Raw genomic sequence first — 16,469 nt, 5'->3', positions numbered from 1 at the left:
TCAAAGGTATTGCCGCTCACCTTTCGAAACAATATGCAGTTTTTTGTCTTTCGTCATTTTGAGGCTGCCGGCCTGGTTGTACACGGGTTTACCACCCGTAACGGCGGTGTCGGCAGTGACCCGTATGGTTCACTAAACACAGCTTTTCACGTCGGTGATGATCCGGAAAACGTTAGGGCCAACCGTTTAAACGCCTGTAAAGCTCTGGCTATAAACCCGGGCGCCCTGGTAGCTGGAAAGCAGGTGCACGGGGACAACGTTGCAGTTGTTGATGGCAAGGACATGGGCAAAGGAGCTCTTTCCTACGCGGATGCCCTGCCGGACACCGATGCTCTGGTGACCGGTACCCGGGAGGCGCCGCTGTCAAGCTACTATGCCGACTGTGTACCCATTTTCCTGCTTGATCCGGTCCGCAAAGTTGTGGCTCTGGCCCATGCGGGATGGAAGGGAACAGTTCTAAAAATCGGTAAGAAGACAGTAAACAGGATGAGGCAGGCTTTTGGCACAGACCCGGCGAAGTGCCTGGCCGGGATCGGCCCTTCCATCGGTCCCTGCTGTTATGAGGTGGATGATCGGGTGATCGTCCCTTTGCGGCAGGAGTTTCCCTGTTTTTCTGATTTTATTGAGGCACTCTCACCGGGCAGGTGGCGCCTGAACCTGTGGGAGGCCAACCGCAGGACACTTTTGGAGGCAGGGCTATTGCCTGCAAATATCGAAACAGCTTCCATTTGTACCTGCTGCCATCCCGAAACCTTCTTCTCCTACCGTGCTCAAAATGGTACTACCGGCCGGATGGCGGCCTTGCTTATGCTCAAATAATCAAACTATTGTTAGAAAGGAGATGGGGTATGTCCAAGATACTGGTTGTGGACGACGAGAAAAATATACTGGAACTGGTCCGCTTTAACCTGGAAAGGGAAGGCTATCAGGTTTTAACATCTCTCGACGGTATGAGCGCCCTGGGACTGGCCCGCAGCGAAACCCCGGATTTAATCCTCCTTGATATCATGCTGCCTGAAATGGACGGTCTCGAAGTCTGCCGGGAACTGCACCGGGACCCCCTCACCAAGGATATCCCCATTGTTATGCTGAGCGCCAAAGCTGACGAACTGGACCGGGTGTTGGGTTTGGAGATGGGCGCCGATGACTACATTACCAAACCTTTCAGTCCGAGGGAACTGGTAGCGCGGGTCAAGGCCCGGCTGCGCCGGAGTCCCCGGGGGGAGGGCAAAACCGGGGAAGTCCAGACAGCGGGACGGATGGATTACGGGAGGATGCTCATCGATGAGGAGCGTTTTGCCGTTTACATCGACGGTGTAAAACAAGAATTTACCTTGAAGGAATTTGAATTAATCCGTTTCCTGGCCCGCTACCCGGGCAAAGTTTTTTCCCGGGACCAGCTTTTAGAGCAGGTCTGGGGGTACGACTACGCGGGTGACTCGCGTACAGTTGACGTCCATATCCGTCATATCAGGCAAAAACTCGAACAGCTCCCGCAGGGGGATCACATTATTGAGACGGTCCGCGGGGTTGGGTACCGGTTTAAGGAGGGCGCCATATGTTAAACAGGTTGGGCGCGCTCTGGCGCCTGGGCTGGAGTCCGATAGCCAGCTATTTTATTCTGCTGCTGGTTTTTTTCGCCCTGGCCCTGCTTACTTCAGCCAACCGGCTCAACCTTTGGAGCGCGGTCCTCGTGGCCTTTTTGTTTTCTACCGTTTTGGCTCTGATCATGTATGCAAGGTTAATCAGCCCTCTGGAGGAAATGGCCAGTATTGCCCAGGATATGGCCAGAGGCAACCTGGAGCAAGAAATCAGAATCTTTGCACAGGATGAAATCGGTGACCTGGCGCGCTCCATCAATTATATGGCCAGGCAGTTGAAAACAAACATTGACGATATAATCGCTGAAAAAAACAGGATCCAGGCGATCCTAGCCAGTATGGCCGATGGGGTGATAGCCATGGATCCCTGGGGACGCGTAATCCTGGTTAATCCGGTGGTGGAAAAACTTTTCGGGATAACCCAGGAGGCCAGCAGGGGTAAAAATATACTCCGGATTATCCGCAACAACGAATTGGAGAAAATGATCAATCATGCTCTTGAAACCGGCCAGCCGATAGATAAACTGGTGGAAATTCAGACCCCGGATCCTTTCATATTTTATGTTAACGTAACCCCCCTCAAAAATGGCGGGGCCGAGCAGGGAGGGTTGGTGGCTGTTTTAAAAGATATTACGGAACGCAAAAGAGTTGAGGAGATGCGCAGCGATTTTGTCGCCAACGTCTCTCATGAGCTCAGGACCCCCCTTACATCTATCCGGGGATTTGCTGAAACCCTGCTGGATGGAGCCGTGGAAGACCCCAAAGTAGCCAGGCCGTTTCTGGAAATTATCAATACTGAAACGGAGCGGCTGTCCAGGCTGATTGACGAACTTTTAAACCTTTCTAAAATAGAGGACAAGAAGACCATCCCCAACTGGCAGACTCTGAACATCAGTAACTTGATTGACAGGGCCGTTACCATTCTGAAACCAAGGGCCATAGAAAAAGAAATTACCATTGATGTTGAAGCTTCTGAAACCATTCCGGTCTTTGAAGGCGATGCGGATATGATGTGCCAGGTCCTGATTAACCTTATCGACAACTCGATTAGCTATACCCAGTCCGGTGGTGAAATCCACATCAGAGCTTCTGCCGGGGCGCATGAATTAAAAGTGGACGTGCAGGACAATGGTATCGGAATCCCACAGGAAAGTTTGCACCGTGTTTTTGAGCGTTTTTACCGGGTCGACAAGGCCAGGTCCCGTGAACATGGAGGCACAGGTCTCGGTCTCTCCATAGTGAAACACATCATTGACGCCCATCATGGAACAGTACAGGTCGAGAGTAATTTGGGCGTTGGCAGCACTTTTTCATTTGTACTGCCTTTAGCCATACCCAACCATAGTGAGTAGCCTTTATATATTTTCTTATTTCCCGGATAAAACTTCAGGGATTATTGTCCAGCGTGAAGTATTTATTGCCGTTAATTTTAAAAAAGCGCTAATCCGGCGCTTTTTTACGCAGGAATTGCCTTTCTACCGTCGAATAAACTTTCCATTTGAAGGTAAAATACACGCCTATGAAAAGAGATATGTCTGACCCGAAGTCTGCTAAGCGGAGGAGGCGACGGACGGCTATATTTCGCAGGGGCGCCGGCTTACTCGTGTTGCTCCTGGTATTGGGTTTTGTCTTCTGGGGACGGTTTGTCGCAAAGGTCTCAAATGTTCAGTTTCTGACCAGGCAGGAGGTAGCCCAGGTCGTTGCCCTGGAAGGAATATTGCTTAAAAACGAAATTGTGCTCCGGGCCCCGGTGGGGGGGAAGCTGCATCTTGCCGCTGCCGATGGAGACCGGCTGGAAGCCGGCGCCAAAGCTGCCCAGGTCTTAGCGGTGCAGCAGGAGGTTGGTGGAGAAACCTATGATATCGCAACACCTGTTGCAGGTATTTGCTGCACGCACCTGGACGGATTGGAGCAGATCCTCTCTCCCGACAGTATAGACGTATTAGGTATTCCAAAATTTGAAAAAATAGATGACAAAGCCACTTCTGAGGGAGTCCGGGTTGAGAAGGGACAGCCGGTCTTAAAGATTATCGATAACCTGAGCCCGGTGTATATCTATGCGGAGACGCCCAAGTCGTATTTTCCGGACTTGAAGATAGACAAGCCCACCTGGTGGGAGGCTAACTGGGAAGGTTTAGCTCTCTCGGTCAAATCACTCAAAGTGACGGACAAAGGTGACATGTGGGCGGGATACTTCATGTTGCCGGCTTACCCGGATCAGTTGCTGCATCAACGTACAATACGGTTAAATATCACCGCCCGTACTCTTAAAGGCTTTCTTGTTCCACAGAGGGCGATCGTTTTTCGGGGAGAGCAGCCCGGTATTTTCCTCTCTATCAAACAGAAGGCCTACTGGAAACCGGTCACCATTGAAGGTGAACTGGAAGGTATGCTGGCTGTATCCGGGCCGGGATTGACCGAAGACAGCCGTTATGTAAATAACCCCTTGCTGGCCAGGGAGGAACACTGGGTCGAATAGGCGCCCTGTTCAAAAGGCCGGACCTGCAGGGGGCTGATCTAAAAACCAAGGAGTTAGTTCATTTGGATGTTGTAAAGAATCTAAGAAGGTTGCAGGAGCGTATTGTTGCGGCAGCCATGCGAGCCGGCCGCAATCCCGGCGAGATTAAGCTGGTGGCTGTAACAAAGACTGTTCCGGTTGAGAAAATCAAGGAAGCACTGGACTGTGGCGTTAACCGGCTGGGAGAAAACAGGGTTCAGGAGTTCCTGAACAAGTACCAGCAATTGCCGCCAGGGGTTGAATGGCATTTTATCGGTCACCTGCAGACCAATAAAGTAAATAAAATAATCGGCAAAGTACATCTAATCCATTCCCTGGACCGTTGGGAGCTGGCCGAGGAACTCCACCAGGCGGCCATTAAGAGGGGCCAAGTCGCCAAAGTGCTGGTGCAGGTAAACGTGGCAGGAGAAAAATCCAAGTACGGCCTCGCCCCATCGGAAACCGTGGATTTTGTCGCTTCTGCCGCGGGACTGGCCGGACTTTCCGTGGAGGGGCTGATGACTATCGCGCCCTGGTCGGCAAACCCGGAAGAGGTCCGTCCGGTATTCAGGCAGTTGAAGGATATAGCACGAAAGGTTGAAGACAGGGCGCCAGGCTCAAAGATGGACTACCTTTCCATGGGCATGTCTGGAGACTGGGAGGTAGCAGTTGAGGAAGGGGCCAATATCCTGCGCATCGGAACGGCTGTTTTTGGTGAGCGGGATGTTTAAACTATTACATTAAATTATTTACGGGAGGGAAGACAGTGGCCGTCAAACTTGTAGATAAAGTACTTGGCTTCATGGGCTTTGAGGATGAAGACATAGACCAGGAGGAGAAACAGAATCGCGAGGAAGTCCAGGAGGAACCGGGTTGGCAGAGAAAAAGGGATAGAGGAGATAGAGAAAAGAGTACTGTGGTCAGCCTGCAGCACGCTCAGCGTCAGGTAAGGGTAGTTGTGGTTGAGCCCCGGTCTTTTGAAGAGGTCAAAGAAATTACTGACAACTTGAAGAACAGGCGTCCGGTCATCCTGAACCTGGAACAGGCCGACGCCGAACTGGCGCGGCGGGTGGTTGACTTTGTCATGGGGGCCACCTATGCTTTAAGCGGCAGCCAGCAAAAAGTGGGTAACGGTGTTTTCCTCTTTGTGCCCGCCAATATGGATATCGCCAATGAGTTAAAAGAGAGCAACCGTGAAAAAGGAATTTTTTCCTGGGTGCGTTCATAAACTGCGTAAGGAGGTAGTACCGTGCCTTTGCGAGATCAAAAAATAGGCTTTTTAGGCGGGGGCGCTATGGCTGAGGCTTTAATTGCCGGCCTTTTGCGTTCAGGCCTGGTGGAGCCCGCCTCTGTCTATGCCAGCGACATCAGTGCCGCCAGGCAGGAATACCTGGAACAAAAGTTTGGAATTAAAACAGCGGATAATAGCTCTGTTGTCAGCGCGGCCGATATTGTAGTCCTGGCTGTCAAGCCACAGGCAATATCCGGTTTATTGGAGGAGATAGCTCCCGCAGCTCGCCCCGAACTAACTGTCGTTTCGGTTGTGGCGGGTATATCCACAGATTTTATTGAAGGCTTTTTCAAGACTCCCGTTCCGGTGGTGCGGGTGATGCCAAATACCCCCTGTCTGGTAGGTGAAGGCGCCAGCGCGTTATCCCCCGGCAAGTTCTGTTCGCAGCCAAATATGGATAAGGCGCTGGCAATTTTAAAGGCTTCCGGTCAGGCGGTGGTAGTTGATGAGTCGATGATGGACTGTGTAACAGGCTTAAGCGGCAGCGCACCGGCTTATATGTACCTGATTATGGAAGGGTTTATTGATGGTGCGGTGCGGCTGGGACTCTCCAGGGATGTCGCCAGGGTTTTAACCGCCCAGACCATGCTGGGGTCGGCCAAAATGGTTTTGGAAACCGGCGAGCATCCGGCCAAACTGAAGGACATGGTCACGACACCGGGCGGGACGACCATTGCCGGACTTTATGCGCTTGAGGAGGGGGCGCTGCGTTCCGTTCTGATGAAAGCGGTGGCTGAAGCGGCCTTGCGCTCCAGCCAATTGGCTCCCGGAAAAAATAGCAAAACTTAGTGTGAGGTGGACATGGGGATTATTATTACGGCTGTTAATGTGGCCTTTCAGGTATATATGTACCTGTTAATTATTCGCATCCTGCTTTCCTGGGTTCGCCATAACCCGTATCAACCTCTCATCCGGTTTATTTATGAGGTAACCGAACCCTACCTGAATGTTTTTAAGCGTTTCATCCCACCCTTTGGGGCTGTGGACTTCTCCCCCATCGTGGCCTTTTTTGTATGGCACCTCCTTTGGAACCTCGTGAACAAAATTTTAATAGCCTTGTTATGAAACCGGATCGGGAAAAACTCCTGGCCCACGCTTCTAACGGGGAGGAGCGGGCTATCCTGGCCAGGACACTGGACCAGGCCGAAACAGTGCTCAAAAGCGGCCGCACCCAGGTTACTGATTTCTTGGACCCGTACCGGACGGGCCTTATCATATCTGTAGTTCAGCGTTTAGAACTGGTGGCTGCGGCTGATGGTGGTTACCCGGGCGCCGAACGGAAGAGGGTGGCCATCTGCCTCAATGGCGTTACCCCGCTGCCGGAAGAGTTTAATTTAGGTTTTATTGTGATCAAAGGCAATTTTAAACACTGCAGGGCCACACACCGGGATTTTCAGGGAGCCCTCCTGGGACTCGGGCTGAAAAGGGAAAAGTTTGGGGACATCATCATGACCGGGGATAACGCCAACGTGGTGGTGGCCGGGGAAGTGGTCCCATATATCCTGACCAACCTGCACAAAGTGGGTCAGAACGGAGTGTTGGTGTCCGAGCTGGGACAGGATGATTGTCAGCCTCCGGCAGTCAAATACCGGGAAATCAAAGCTACTGTTTCCTCATTGCGCCTGGATGCAGTGGCGGCAGCTGGTTTTGGAACATCCCGCTCCAAGATGGCGCGGGAAATTGAAGCAGAGCGGCTAAGTATTAACTGGCGCGTATGCCCGGATCCTGCCGCACTTGTAAAAGAGGGTGACGTGCTTTCCGCGCGTGGTAAAGGCCGGGTAATTGTTGAATCTGTCAAGGGTCCGCTCAAAAGCGGCAGGACAGGGGTCCTCCTGCACAGGCTTGTTTAATCAAAGGCCTTTGGTACTTTAGACACGAAAAACATTTCAACCGTATACGTGGCGCCTCGATAGCGGCGTGTGGAATAACTCTGAACATAACTGTACAGCTGTTCAGCCCACAGAGCGAATCCCAAAAAATGTAGGTGCGAATTCATTCGCAAAATGTTTCATTAGCCACACAAGTCCGGCGCCGGCGCGCCGTGTGCGATTGAAATGGCGCCTGCACCGGCTGGTATTTTCATCATATGTGGCGCCGCCGGCGGCCGTGGGCAACCACGCTCCAATAAAAAGTTAAGCCAACCTGAGGTGAAGAGGCATTGATTACACCGCTCGATATTCAAAAAAAAGAGTTTCGCAAGGCTATGCGCGGGTACCGGGAAGAAGAGGTCGACGCCTTTCTGGATCAGGTTATCCAGGACTATGAGGCGCTGTTCCGGGAGAACCAGACCCTGAAAGAAAAGCTGGTCCTGGCGGAGCAAAGCACGGCCCGCTACCGTGAAATCGAAGAGGTGCTTAAAAACACCATGATCATGGCCCAAAAGAGCGCCGATGAGCTGAGACAGAATGCCGAAAAGGAAACCTCGTTGCGTCTGGACCAGGCCAGGATTGAGGCGGAGCAGATAACCCGTGAGGCGGAACAGGAAGCGGCGGCGCTAATTCAGGAGGCAGACCTGAAAGCCGCCGGCATGATCAAAGACGCGGAAGAAAAAGCAAAGCTTATCTATGAAGAGTACCACCGGATGGAACGGGATGCCCAGGTATTCAGAATGAAATTCCGCGCTTTTTTGGAAGCTCAAATGAAATATCTGGATGGCGAGGAAGATAGTATCCCCGCCGGGGATGAACACAGGGAAGAAACTGCCTGAATGAGTATGGTGTACTGTTCTATTCCCTTTTTTAATTTGATAGTTTTAGGCTCAAAAAGCCTCCTGGCATGGAGGCTTTTTGAACACGCATTTAAGGAGGATTAAATTGGAACTTATCAGGAGGATAGCCGGTAGGCGACCGAGAATACACAATGAAAGTGAGTGTCTGGTATCGGCTGTTCTGGTGCCCATAGTGAAAAAAGAGGGGATACCGCATGTCCTTTTTGAGGTCAGGTCTGAAAATCTCAACAGGCAGCCGGGTGAGATTTGTTTTCCGGGTGGTAAAGTCGAGCCGGAAGAAATGGCACGGCCGCAGGAGACGGCTATCCGCGAGGCTGTTGAAGAACTGGGTATTCGCCGGGACCAGGTGGTTTTGATTGGCCCCCTGGACTACCAGATTACCCCGCCCGGCACGCTGATCTATCCTTTTTTAGGGCTGATTGAGGACCTGGATATAATCAATCCCAACCCCAATGAGGTTGCAGGTACTTTTTTAGCTCCGCTGGAACATTTTATCTCTCCGCCCATGGCAAGCACGGTTGAAGTAGCGACCCGCTACCCCGCTGATTTTCCATTCCACAAGGTGCCCGAAAGCTATAAAGAGAAAGAGAATTGGTCGAAACAGTGGTCTTTCCCCGTTTACTTTTACGAATACGGTGAATATTTTATCTGGGGCGTGACGGCCCGGATCCTGAATAATTTTATCACCCTCTGCCGCCCGGGGGTGTAGGCTTTAAAAAAAGTGGACCAACAAGGGGTTTTATCATATGAAATTGATCTACCAGAAAAGCTGGTTTTGTTCGGTGAAACGGATTCATTCCGGTGAATTGCTGGCGGAGGCGTCTGTCCTGGGGACAGAGCTGGAAGCAACCGGCAGGCTTAAGGCAGACCAGACTTCTTTTGAAATTAAAGATGCCCGCTGGGAAGTATTTCGCTCGCCCGCAGGGATTTTTAACGGCAGTCAAGAGGCGCCCGGCCTGAAAGGAACAACTGCTTATTTTAATGTAGGTCGTGACCTCCGCAGAGAGGTTGGAGAACATGCCGGCGGGCTGGCCCGGGAGTTGCTTGCCGAATGCGTCAAGGGTATTATCCAGTCGGAAACTTTTCTCTTCCGGGAGAGAGGATTCCCCACCCTGAAATCCTATTGTGAACACTGGCGGAAGTTTCAGGTTGACACCTGCCGTTATCAAAGCAACCTCCATCGTGTTACACGCTGGTGGAACGAGTATGTGGACGGGCTGCAGCACGGTTTAAACCTTTTCAACCGCTCCAAAAACTGCGCTGTTTACCTTTTGGCGGACGGTCTCATCGTTCATAGCGGCTTTAGCGACTCCTACCACGAGCTGGGCCTGTTGAGCCGCCTGGACCTTGCCGGCCGGGTTGAAGAATGCTCCGGCAGCTTTCTCAGGGCGCCGGATCAGGTGTGTTTTGAGTGTGCTTTGCTCCCCGGTAGATTGAAAGGTCTGGTCCTTACAGAATGCGCCAAGAAACAGTTGTCTGAAATAGTCGGCGGGCCACAGGGTTGTGAACACCTGGCGGACCTGGCTGAGGAACTGCGTAAAGCAGTCGCCTATACGCTGGCAAATATCCGTAAAGGAGGAGTTGTATAAGGTGCTGCCGCTAAAAGAAGAAAAGGACGGCGTGTCCTTCAAGGTAAGGGTCCAGCCTCGGGCATCCAAAAACCAGGTGGCGGGAATTTTCGAAGACGCTCTCAGGGTACGGCTGACGGCGCCTCCGGTGGATGGGGAAGCTAATGAGGCGTGCCGCGCCTTCCTGGCCGACCTCCTGTCGGTCGGCCGCGGCCAGGTAGAAATCCTGTCCGGTCTGACCGGACGCAATAAAGTTGTCAAGATTAAAGGAGTCAGTGTGTCAGAAGTCCAAAAACGCCTACCTTGAAAACTGGTTCTCGAAAAGCCTTTGGGGTAGTGGTCTTGGGGTTATCCTCCGCTCGCTTCGCAATTCTACATTTGTGCAACTAGAGCGTCATATCTACCGCATCTGCAGACAGCCATCCGGCAGCTACGCGCTATTTAAGCTTTACTGCAAGCAACGCACGCGCTACGGAACGCACCCAAGTGCTCCGCTCGCTCCGGAAAACCCCAAGCCCGCAAGTCAAGCCTTTTCGAGAACAATTTTTGTGATAAGTGAAACAAAATGCAGTATATTTTACTAAGGTTGGGCAACTAATTTTCTGTTGGTTGGGGAAATTCACTTGGCAAGTTGACGCACCAGGGCCTTTTCTATATAATATTGTCTGTTAAGGCTCGATAGCTGCCTGTGAGCGGGACGAGTAGGCGTGTAATTCCGGTAAAGAGAACCCGGGTATGGTGGGAACCGGGTACGGATAAACGTTAAAAATCACCCGTGAGGCGCCGGCTGAAACCCTGCGGGGGATTAAGCCAGGCCGGATCGCCACCGTTACCGGGCGACTGGAGTGGCAGGCCTTAGCAGCTAATAACTGGCGGGCCGGCATTTAGGGTGGTACCACGGGTTATAATCCCGTCCCTTTGGGGGCGGGATTTATTCGTTCATAATAGTCAAGTTCATATATGTTTAAATTTTGGAGGGGTATTAAAAAGATGGACTACAGTAAGACTTTAAACCTGCCTAAAACAGATTTTCCGATGCGGGGCAACCTGCCCGAAAGAGAACCGGAGATCTTAAAATTCTGGGAAGATATTGACATCTACCGGCTGGTACAGGAACAACAACGTGATTGTCCCAAGTACATCCTGCACGACGGGCCGCCCTACGCGAATGGCCACATTCACCTTGGTCATGTTTTAAATAAAATATTGAAGGATATCATAGTCAAGTTCCATTCCATGTCGGGCTTTAACGCACCCTATGTGCCGGGATGGGATACGCACGGCCTCCCCATCGAACAACAGGCCATCAAGGCCTTTGGGCTTAACCGCAATAATATCCACCCGGTAGAGTTTCGCGGCAAGTGCAAGGAGTTCGCTCTGAAGTATGTCGATATTCAGAAAGAGGAATTCAAACGGCTGGGGGTACGGGGGGATTGGGACAATCCTTATCTGACCTTGATGCCCCATTATGAGGCCCGCCAGATCGGTGTTTTTGGCGATATGGCCAAGAAAGGTTACATTTACAAGGGACTCAAACCGGTATACTGGTGCGCCTCTTGCGAAACCGCTCTGGCTGAAGCCGAAGTGGAGTATGCCGACAAACAGTCTGCTTCGATTTTTGTGAGGTTCCCGGTGCAGGACGGCAAGGGGGTACTTCCTGAAGACAGCACCTTCGTGGTAATCTGGACCACCACCCCCTGGACCTTGCCGGCCAACCTGGCTATCACTCTCCACCCTGATTTTGAATATGTGTTATTCAGGGCAGGCAGTGAAAAATATCTGGTTGCCTCCGAATTGATGGAGAGTTTTGTTAAGACGGTTGGCCTTGATGACGTTGAAACCATAAAAACATTCAGGGGTACGGAGCTGGAGCAAATAGTGTGTAAACACCCGTTTGTCGACCGGGCTTCCCTGGTAATCCTGGGCGACCATGTAACCCTCGACCAGGGCACCGGTTGTGTGCATACCGCCCCTGGCCACGGCATGGAAGACTTTATAGTGGGCAAGAAGTACGGTCTGCCCGTCCTCTCACCGGTTGACGCCAAAGGACGCTTTACGGAGGAAGGCGGCATCTTTGCCGGAGAATTTTATCTGGACGCCAATAAGTCCGTCATTGAGGAACTGGAAAACCGCGGCCATCTTATGGAGCATTCTACCATCCAGCACCAGTATCCTCACTGCTGGCGCTGCAAGAAGCCTGTTTTCTTCAGGGCCACGGAACAGTGGTTCGCCTCCATTGACGGGTTTCGTCAGGCCACTCTGGACGCCATCCGGACGGTGCGCTGGATCCCGGGCTGGGGGGAGGAGCGGATTTATAACATGGTGGCCAACCGGGGCGACTGGTGCATTTCACGCCAGCGCAGCTGGGGTGTGCCAATTCCGATCTTTTACTGCCGGGACTGCGGCAAGGAATTGATCAACGACCAGACGATCAGCCACCTGCAGGGACTTTTCCGGGAACATGGTTCCGACGTCTGGTTTGCCCGGGAAGCTTCAGAATTGCTGCCGCCGGGGATGAAATGCGCTCATTGCGGCTGTGACGGCTTTACCAAGGAAACCGACATCATGGATGTCTGGTTTGACTCCGGCACCAGTCACTTCGGTGTGCTGGATGAACCGCAGGTGTGGCCCGACCTGCAGCGCCCGGCAGACCTTTACCTTGAGGGCAGCGACCAGCACCGGGGTTGGTTTAATTCTTCCCTTTCCACCTCGGTGGCCGTCACCGGGCAGGCTCCCTACCGGGCGGTCCTGACACACGGGTTTGTTGTAGATGAGAAGGGCCGCAAGATGTCCAAATCACTGGGCAACGTGGTTGATCCGGCCAAGGTTATTAAACAACTGGGCGCCGATATCCTGCGCCTGTGGGTCAGTTCAGCGGATTACCGGGGGGATCTGGCGGCTTCCCCCAGCATTATGAAGCAAATGACCGAGGCCTACCGCAAAATAAGAAACACCTGCCGCTTCCTGCTCGGCAACCTCCATGATTTCGATCCGGCCGTACACAAGGTGGACTATGCTCAACTGCCCGAAATCGACCGTTGGGCGCTGTCCAAGCTGCAGAACCTGGTGAAGAGGGTTACCGGGGGCTATCAGGACTTTGAGTACCACGTCGTTTACCACGCCGTCCACACCTTCTGTGCTATCGACATGAGCGCGCTTTACCTGGATATCATCAAGGATCGCCTCTACACCATGCCGGCCGGCTCAACAGAGCGCAGAGCCGCCCAGACAGTTCTCAACGAAGTCCTGCAGGCGCTGGTCCGGCTGCTAACCCCCGTGCTTGCCTTTACCTCTGAGGAAATCTGGCGCTACGTGCCGGGGGACAAAGGAAAGGCAATCAGCGTACAACTGGCCGGAATGCCGCAGGTTGTAGATGAATATCTTGACGAGGAACTGGAACAAAAGTGGGAGCGCCTCCTGGCCGTGCGCGGTGAAATTACCAGAGCTTTGGAGGAGGCGAGGCGGGAGAAGGTGATTGGCAACTCTCTGGAGGCTGCTGTGGAACTATACGCCGGACCCCAATTGTATGATTTCCTGAAACCCGCCGCGGATGACCTGGCCGCAATTTTCATCGTGTCGCAAGCAGCTCTCAAGCCCATGGCTGAAGCCCCGGCGGGAGCCCGCGCCATTGATACGATGCCGGATTTGTCTGTTGTGGTGAAACCCGCTTCGGGCCAAAAGTGCGAACGCTGCTGGATGTATCACGAAGAAGTAGGGCTTGATCCGGAACACCCGGCCATCTGCCCGAGGTGTGCGGGCGTTATTAAAAAACAGGAATAATCATATTAAAAAAAACCATGAAAATAAATTATGATGCAATTTTTTTGTTGAAGATACGGTAAGGCAACTAAGGCTTTATGTTTTGGAAACAAGAAACCTTCCTCACTAAGAGGAAGGTTTCTATGTTAAGAGCCCGCAATGACCTACGCTACAGCCACTACGCATCCCTGCATAGCCCATGACAATCTTTCGACTGCCATAGACCATTACGGAACCCGTAATGACCTTTGCTCGACTACCATGCATGCCTAGGAAGCCCACAGCAATCTTTCGACTGCTGTAAACCTCTTGCTGTACCGAAGTAAAAGCATGCCGACACCCATGGTAATCTTAGCTCGACCGATGAATATCCCTTACGACCCTGCAGCAATCGTTTTGGACTGCTGCAGAACCTGCCGGAACATCCACCGATCTTCCCTCCGGCCGATATCGAACCATTATGACCCGATACCGACCTTTGGCCTACAGAGCCGTTTGACCCTGTAACGCTCTTGGCTCGGCCATTATAGTATCATGCCCATAAAGGATTTAATTATTATCGAAACAAAAAATTGTACGTGGCAATGAATTGTCTGAGTGAATCAGCTGCAATTTTTTATTTTTGCGTAGAAAGATTGATGTAGCAAAACCGCCAATGTTTTTTGCATGGCAATCATCCGTTTCATTCACTTCTAACCCAAGTTTGGTTATTTAAGCCCAGAATTGGGTTATTTGCGCCAAGCGGCAGGAACTTGTAAGTAAATGTAGAAGTTTTTGGAAGGACATCAAAGCAATGCTGGCGCATCTTTTAGAGGGAAGTCCAGAATCTCTTTTTGAAGAATGCTGCGGACTGCCATGGACAGTCCCTCATACACACCGGTCTTGTTCAGTGATAAATTTACCCGTTTTTTCAGAGGGGGTTGCCATGCATCCGACACCGTTGCCCTGGTATATCGTTCTACTGCTTTCAATCCCGCAAACATTTCTCATCATTAAAATCGGGTTTCGGCTTTTCAACCTGCCCGTAAGCTGTTCAAAAGCATTATTGTTGTCCCTGGCAGTTGGTGTTGTGTCGATCTTTGCACGAGGATTGCCCCTCCCGTTTGGCGTCCACACAATAATACTTGCGGTGTCCTCAACACTTTTAGCAACTGTTGTTACAGGAACAAATCTGTGGCACTGCTTTATTTCAATTCTTACCGGATCGTTGATTCTCGGAGTCCTGGAGGGAGTGTTAGTGCCTGTACTGCTCAAGATAACAGCTGCCACTACAGATAGCCTGGCATCGGAGCCCTGGTTGAACGTATTATACTTCCTGCCTTCAGGTACCATTATGGCGGTTGTTTATCTTCTAGCGAAGAAACGCAATTATGCGCTCTTCGATTTGAGACTGAATAAGGATTGATTGCATTGTTTAAAAATGGTAGATTGCTAATCATTTCTACCATACTCCTCGAAGCATGGTTTATTGTTATGATTAATCAGCAAATATACCTTGCCAATGGCATCGACGATTTAAAGGGGTTCCTGCCATTTGTAAACCTGGTGGTTTTAGCTTTGAGTGTTCTTGCCGTTTTTTCAATCAAAAGACTTGAAGAGGGTACCAGGAAATTAATAGAATTGAACCTTTTGAAAACGCACCTCCTGCATGTGGAGGACATTCTGAGCGCTTCGCAGGCCCAAAAACACGAGCACAGCAGGCACATCCAGACCATACAGGCGATGTTGTACCTGGAAGAAACGGATCAAGCACAGGAATATATTGAGGGAATAGCGGAGAGTTACAGACATACGGAAGGATTAATTCACGTAGGACATCCAGCACTTACCGCACTCTTCAACAGTAAACAAAAAGTAGCTGAGGCCAAGAAAATCGGCTTTGCTTTTGCCGTAAAATGTGATGTTGCCAATATTAATATATCCCCCTGGGACCTATGCAGTATACTGGGCAACCTTCTGGATAATGCCTTGGAGGCCGCTCTCCAGGACCCTTTCAACCGTCGGGTGGCCGTAGAAATAAAATACGAAAATGCGAATTATGTCATATATGTGTATAATACCGGGTCTAAAATCTCAGAGGAGGCAAGGCGGCGGCTATTTAAAGAAGGGTACACTACCAAGGGTTCCAAAGCTCGCGGGTATGGCTTGTATTTGGTTAAAAAACTGGTGGACAAGTACGGAGGAAAAATCGATGTCATATCAGGAGAACGGACAACATTTATAGTACATCTTCCAGACAGGGGCAGGGAATAAATGATGAAGGCGTTTGCCCGGAGAATTGCCGTGACCATGGGAACGCAGTTGCAGGTTGAGCGGGCTAAAATAGATATTTTTGCTTACGGATTGGAAATCATACTTGGAACACTTGTGCAGCTAACGCTTTTAATATTGTTATCATTCATTATCGGTGCCTTTAAAACAACCATGGTATGCCTGGTAGCCTTTGCATCGCTGCGCTATTTCGGAGGAGGCACTCATTTAAGTACGTATTCAGGATGCCTGATTGTTGGTACCGCTTTGCTTTTGGGCCTTGGTAAACTGGCGATGACTATAGATGTAAGCCTTGCAGCGTTAACAGGTATTTCGGCATTAACCATATTGACAGGCATTTACATCATCTTGCGGTGGGCTCCCGCAGGTACGGAAAAGAAACAGATTAAAGACGAGTCAATGAGACTGCGGCAAAGAAATAAAGCTCTCTTTGTTTTAACAGTATGCTCTGCTGTTACAATGGTACTGATACAACATGAATTGACCGTTTACGCTTTTGCAGCAGTCCTGGGAACCCTCGGCAGCTTATTTCTCATAACACCCTGGGGATACAGGGCGGTTAAAGCCCTTGATAATATCCCGAATATATTCTTGAGGGGGTGAAAACAATGTTGAACAGATTGGCAGTGATCATGGTCAACACCCTGGCCGCAGTGCTGGTTTTTGTCGCCCAGACCGGGGTAAGCCCGAATTGCTGGTGGATCACTTATGAACCCGACATTCCTGAGGGCTTAAAACACGGGGACTGATATAG

18 protein-coding genes and 1 other annotated feature are annotated in these 16,469 nt (G+C 51.1%); all 18 genes read left to right on the top strand.

Annotation, left to right across the window (positions count from 1 at the left end):
* The first annotated feature begins 9 nt into the window (after positions 1-9).
* The 18 genes from pgeF (at position 10) to Psch_RS13945 (ending at position 16,464) form a co-directional block, all read left to right on the top strand.
* Positions 10-819, top strand: a complete 810-nt coding sequence (gene pgeF / locus Psch_RS14030) for a peptidoglycan editing factor PgeF (RefSeq protein ID WP_243124120.1) — start codon at positions 10-12, stop codon at positions 817-819.
* 29 nt (positions 820-848) lie between these two features.
* Positions 849-1,565 (top strand): response regulator, encoded by a 717-nt coding sequence (locus tag Psch_RS14025; RefSeq protein WP_134216581.1) that lies wholly within the window; start codon positions 849-851, stop codon positions 1,563-1,565.
* On the top strand, positions 1,559-2,953 hold the full coding sequence (gene pnpS / locus Psch_RS14020; protein ID WP_190258527.1) for a two-component system histidine kinase PnpS: 1,395 nt from the start codon (positions 1,559-1,561) through the stop codon (positions 2,951-2,953). Before Psch_RS14025 ends, pnpS begins: the two co-directional genes overlap by 7 nt.
* A 167-nt stretch (positions 2,954-3,120) precedes the next feature.
* On the top strand, positions 3,121-4,080 hold the full coding sequence (locus Psch_RS14015; RefSeq protein ID WP_190258526.1) for a biotin/lipoyl attachment domain-containing protein: 960 nt from the start codon (positions 3,121-3,123) through the stop codon (positions 4,078-4,080).
* Positions 4,081-4,142: 62 nt separating this feature from the next.
* Positions 4,143-4,829 (top strand): YggS family pyridoxal phosphate-dependent enzyme, encoded by a 687-nt coding sequence (locus Psch_RS14010; protein ID WP_190258525.1) that lies wholly within the window; start codon positions 4,143-4,145, stop codon positions 4,827-4,829.
* Positions 4,830-4,900: 71 nt separating this feature from the next.
* Positions 4,901-5,326: a cell division protein SepF gene (locus tag Psch_RS14005; protein WP_190258858.1), complete on the top strand. Its 426-nt coding sequence runs from the start codon at positions 4,901-4,903 to the stop codon at positions 5,324-5,326.
* Positions 5,327-5,347: 21 nt separating this feature from the next.
* A complete protein-coding gene (gene proC / locus Psch_RS14000) occupies positions 5,348-6,178 on the top strand; it encodes a pyrroline-5-carboxylate reductase (RefSeq protein ID WP_190258524.1) in 831 nt (276 codons plus the stop codon).
* Between the two features lie 12 nt (positions 6,179-6,190).
* On the top strand, positions 6,191-6,454 hold the full coding sequence (locus tag Psch_RS13995) for a YggT family protein (RefSeq protein ID WP_134216576.1): 264 nt from the start codon (positions 6,191-6,193) through the stop codon (positions 6,452-6,454).
* Positions 6,403-7,239, top strand: coding sequence for a YlmH family RNA-binding protein (locus tag Psch_RS13990; RefSeq protein ID WP_243124119.1), 837 nt, complete (start codon positions 6,403-6,405; stop codon positions 7,237-7,239). Before Psch_RS13995 ends, Psch_RS13990 begins: the two co-directional genes overlap by 52 nt.
* Positions 7,240-7,547: 308 nt before the next feature.
* The gene (locus tag Psch_RS13985) at positions 7,548-8,096 is read left to right on the top strand and encodes a DivIVA domain-containing protein (RefSeq protein ID WP_190258522.1); all 549 of its coding nucleotides are present in this window, start codon (positions 7,548-7,550) and stop codon (positions 8,094-8,096) included.
* A 106-nt stretch (positions 8,097-8,202) separates the two neighbouring features.
* Positions 8,203-8,826 carry an NUDIX hydrolase gene (locus tag Psch_RS13980; protein WP_190258521.1) on the top strand — a complete coding sequence of 208 codons (624 nt, stop codon included), beginning with the start codon at positions 8,203-8,205 and terminating at the stop codon, positions 8,824-8,826.
* Between the two features lie 37 nt (positions 8,827-8,863).
* Positions 8,864-9,706: a DUF2889 domain-containing protein gene (locus tag Psch_RS13975; RefSeq protein WP_190258520.1), complete on the top strand. Its 843-nt coding sequence runs from the start codon at positions 8,864-8,866 to the stop codon at positions 9,704-9,706.
* Position 9,707: 1 nt separating this feature from the next.
* Positions 9,708-9,992, top strand: a complete 285-nt coding sequence (locus tag Psch_RS13970; protein WP_190258519.1) for a DUF167 domain-containing protein — start codon at positions 9,708-9,710, stop codon at positions 9,990-9,992.
* 372 nt (positions 9,993-10,364) lie between these two features.
* Positions 10,365-10,606: a binding site (T-box leader), on the top strand.
* A gap of 69 nt (positions 10,607-10,675) precedes the next feature.
* Positions 10,676-13,465: an isoleucine--tRNA ligase gene (gene ileS, locus Psch_RS13965; protein WP_190258518.1), complete on the top strand. Its 2,790-nt coding sequence runs from the start codon at positions 10,676-10,678 to the stop codon at positions 13,463-13,465.
* Positions 13,466-14,369: 904 nt separating this feature from the next.
* Positions 14,370-14,849, top strand: a complete 480-nt coding sequence (locus tag Psch_RS13960) for a hypothetical protein (protein ID WP_190258517.1) — start codon at positions 14,370-14,372, stop codon at positions 14,847-14,849.
* Between the two features lie 5 nt (positions 14,850-14,854).
* Positions 14,855-15,697, top strand: coding sequence for a sensor histidine kinase (locus Psch_RS13955; protein ID WP_134216568.1), 843 nt, complete (start codon positions 14,855-14,857; stop codon positions 15,695-15,697).
* Positions 15,698-16,318, top strand: a complete 621-nt coding sequence (locus tag Psch_RS13950; RefSeq protein ID WP_134216567.1) for an accessory gene regulator ArgB-like protein — start codon at positions 15,698-15,700, stop codon at positions 16,316-16,318.
* A 5-nt stretch (positions 16,319-16,323) separates the two neighbouring features.
* Complete coding sequence (locus Psch_RS13945; RefSeq protein WP_134216566.1) at positions 16,324-16,464, top strand: cyclic lactone autoinducer peptide; 141 nt, start codon at positions 16,324-16,326, stop codon at positions 16,462-16,464.
* Positions 16,465-16,469 lie beyond the last annotated feature (5 nt).

It is taken from the genome of Pelotomaculum schinkii, assembly GCF_004369205.1.
GTDB classification, from domain to species: Bacteria; Bacillota; Desulfotomaculia; order Desulfotomaculales; family Pelotomaculaceae; genus Pelotomaculum_C; species Pelotomaculum_C schinkii.
This window is presented reverse-complemented; position numbering and strand designations above follow the sequence as displayed.

Excerpts from the sequence above, each read along its gene's own strand:
- Psch_RS13975 (WP_190258520.1), top strand. The coding sequence starts at position 8,864 with ATGAAATTGATCTACCAGAAAAGCTGGTTTTGTTCGGTGAAACGGATT.
- Psch_RS13995 (WP_134216576.1), top strand. The coding sequence starts at position 6,191 with ATGGGGATTATTATTACGGCTGTTAATGTGGCCTTTCAGGTATATATG.
- ileS (WP_190258518.1), top strand. The coding sequence starts at position 10,676 with ATGGACTACAGTAAGACTTTAAACCTGCCTAAAACAGATTTTCCGATG.
- pnpS (WP_190258527.1), top strand. The coding sequence starts at position 1,559 with ATGTTAAACAGGTTGGGCGCGCTCTGGCGCCTGGGCTGGAGTCCGATA.
- Psch_RS13950 (WP_134216567.1), top strand. The coding sequence starts at position 15,698 with ATGATGAAGGCGTTTGCCCGGAGAATTGCCGTGACCATGGGAACGCAG.
- Psch_RS14025 (WP_134216581.1), top strand. The coding sequence starts at position 849 with ATGTCCAAGATACTGGTTGTGGACGACGAGAAAAATATACTGGAACTG.
- Psch_RS13945 (WP_134216566.1), top strand. The coding sequence starts at position 16,324 with ATGTTGAACAGATTGGCAGTGATCATGGTCAACACCCTGGCCGCAGTG.
- Psch_RS13990 (WP_243124119.1), top strand. The coding sequence starts at position 6,403 with ATGGCACCTCCTTTGGAACCTCGTGAACAAAATTTTAATAGCCTTGTT.
- Psch_RS13960 (WP_190258517.1), top strand. The coding sequence starts at position 14,370 with ATGCATCCGACACCGTTGCCCTGGTATATCGTTCTACTGCTTTCAATC.
- Psch_RS14015 (WP_190258526.1), top strand. The coding sequence starts at position 3,121 with ATGAAAAGAGATATGTCTGACCCGAAGTCTGCTAAGCGGAGGAGGCGA.
- Psch_RS14005 (WP_190258858.1), top strand. The coding sequence starts at position 4,901 with ATGGGCTTTGAGGATGAAGACATAGACCAGGAGGAGAAACAGAATCGC.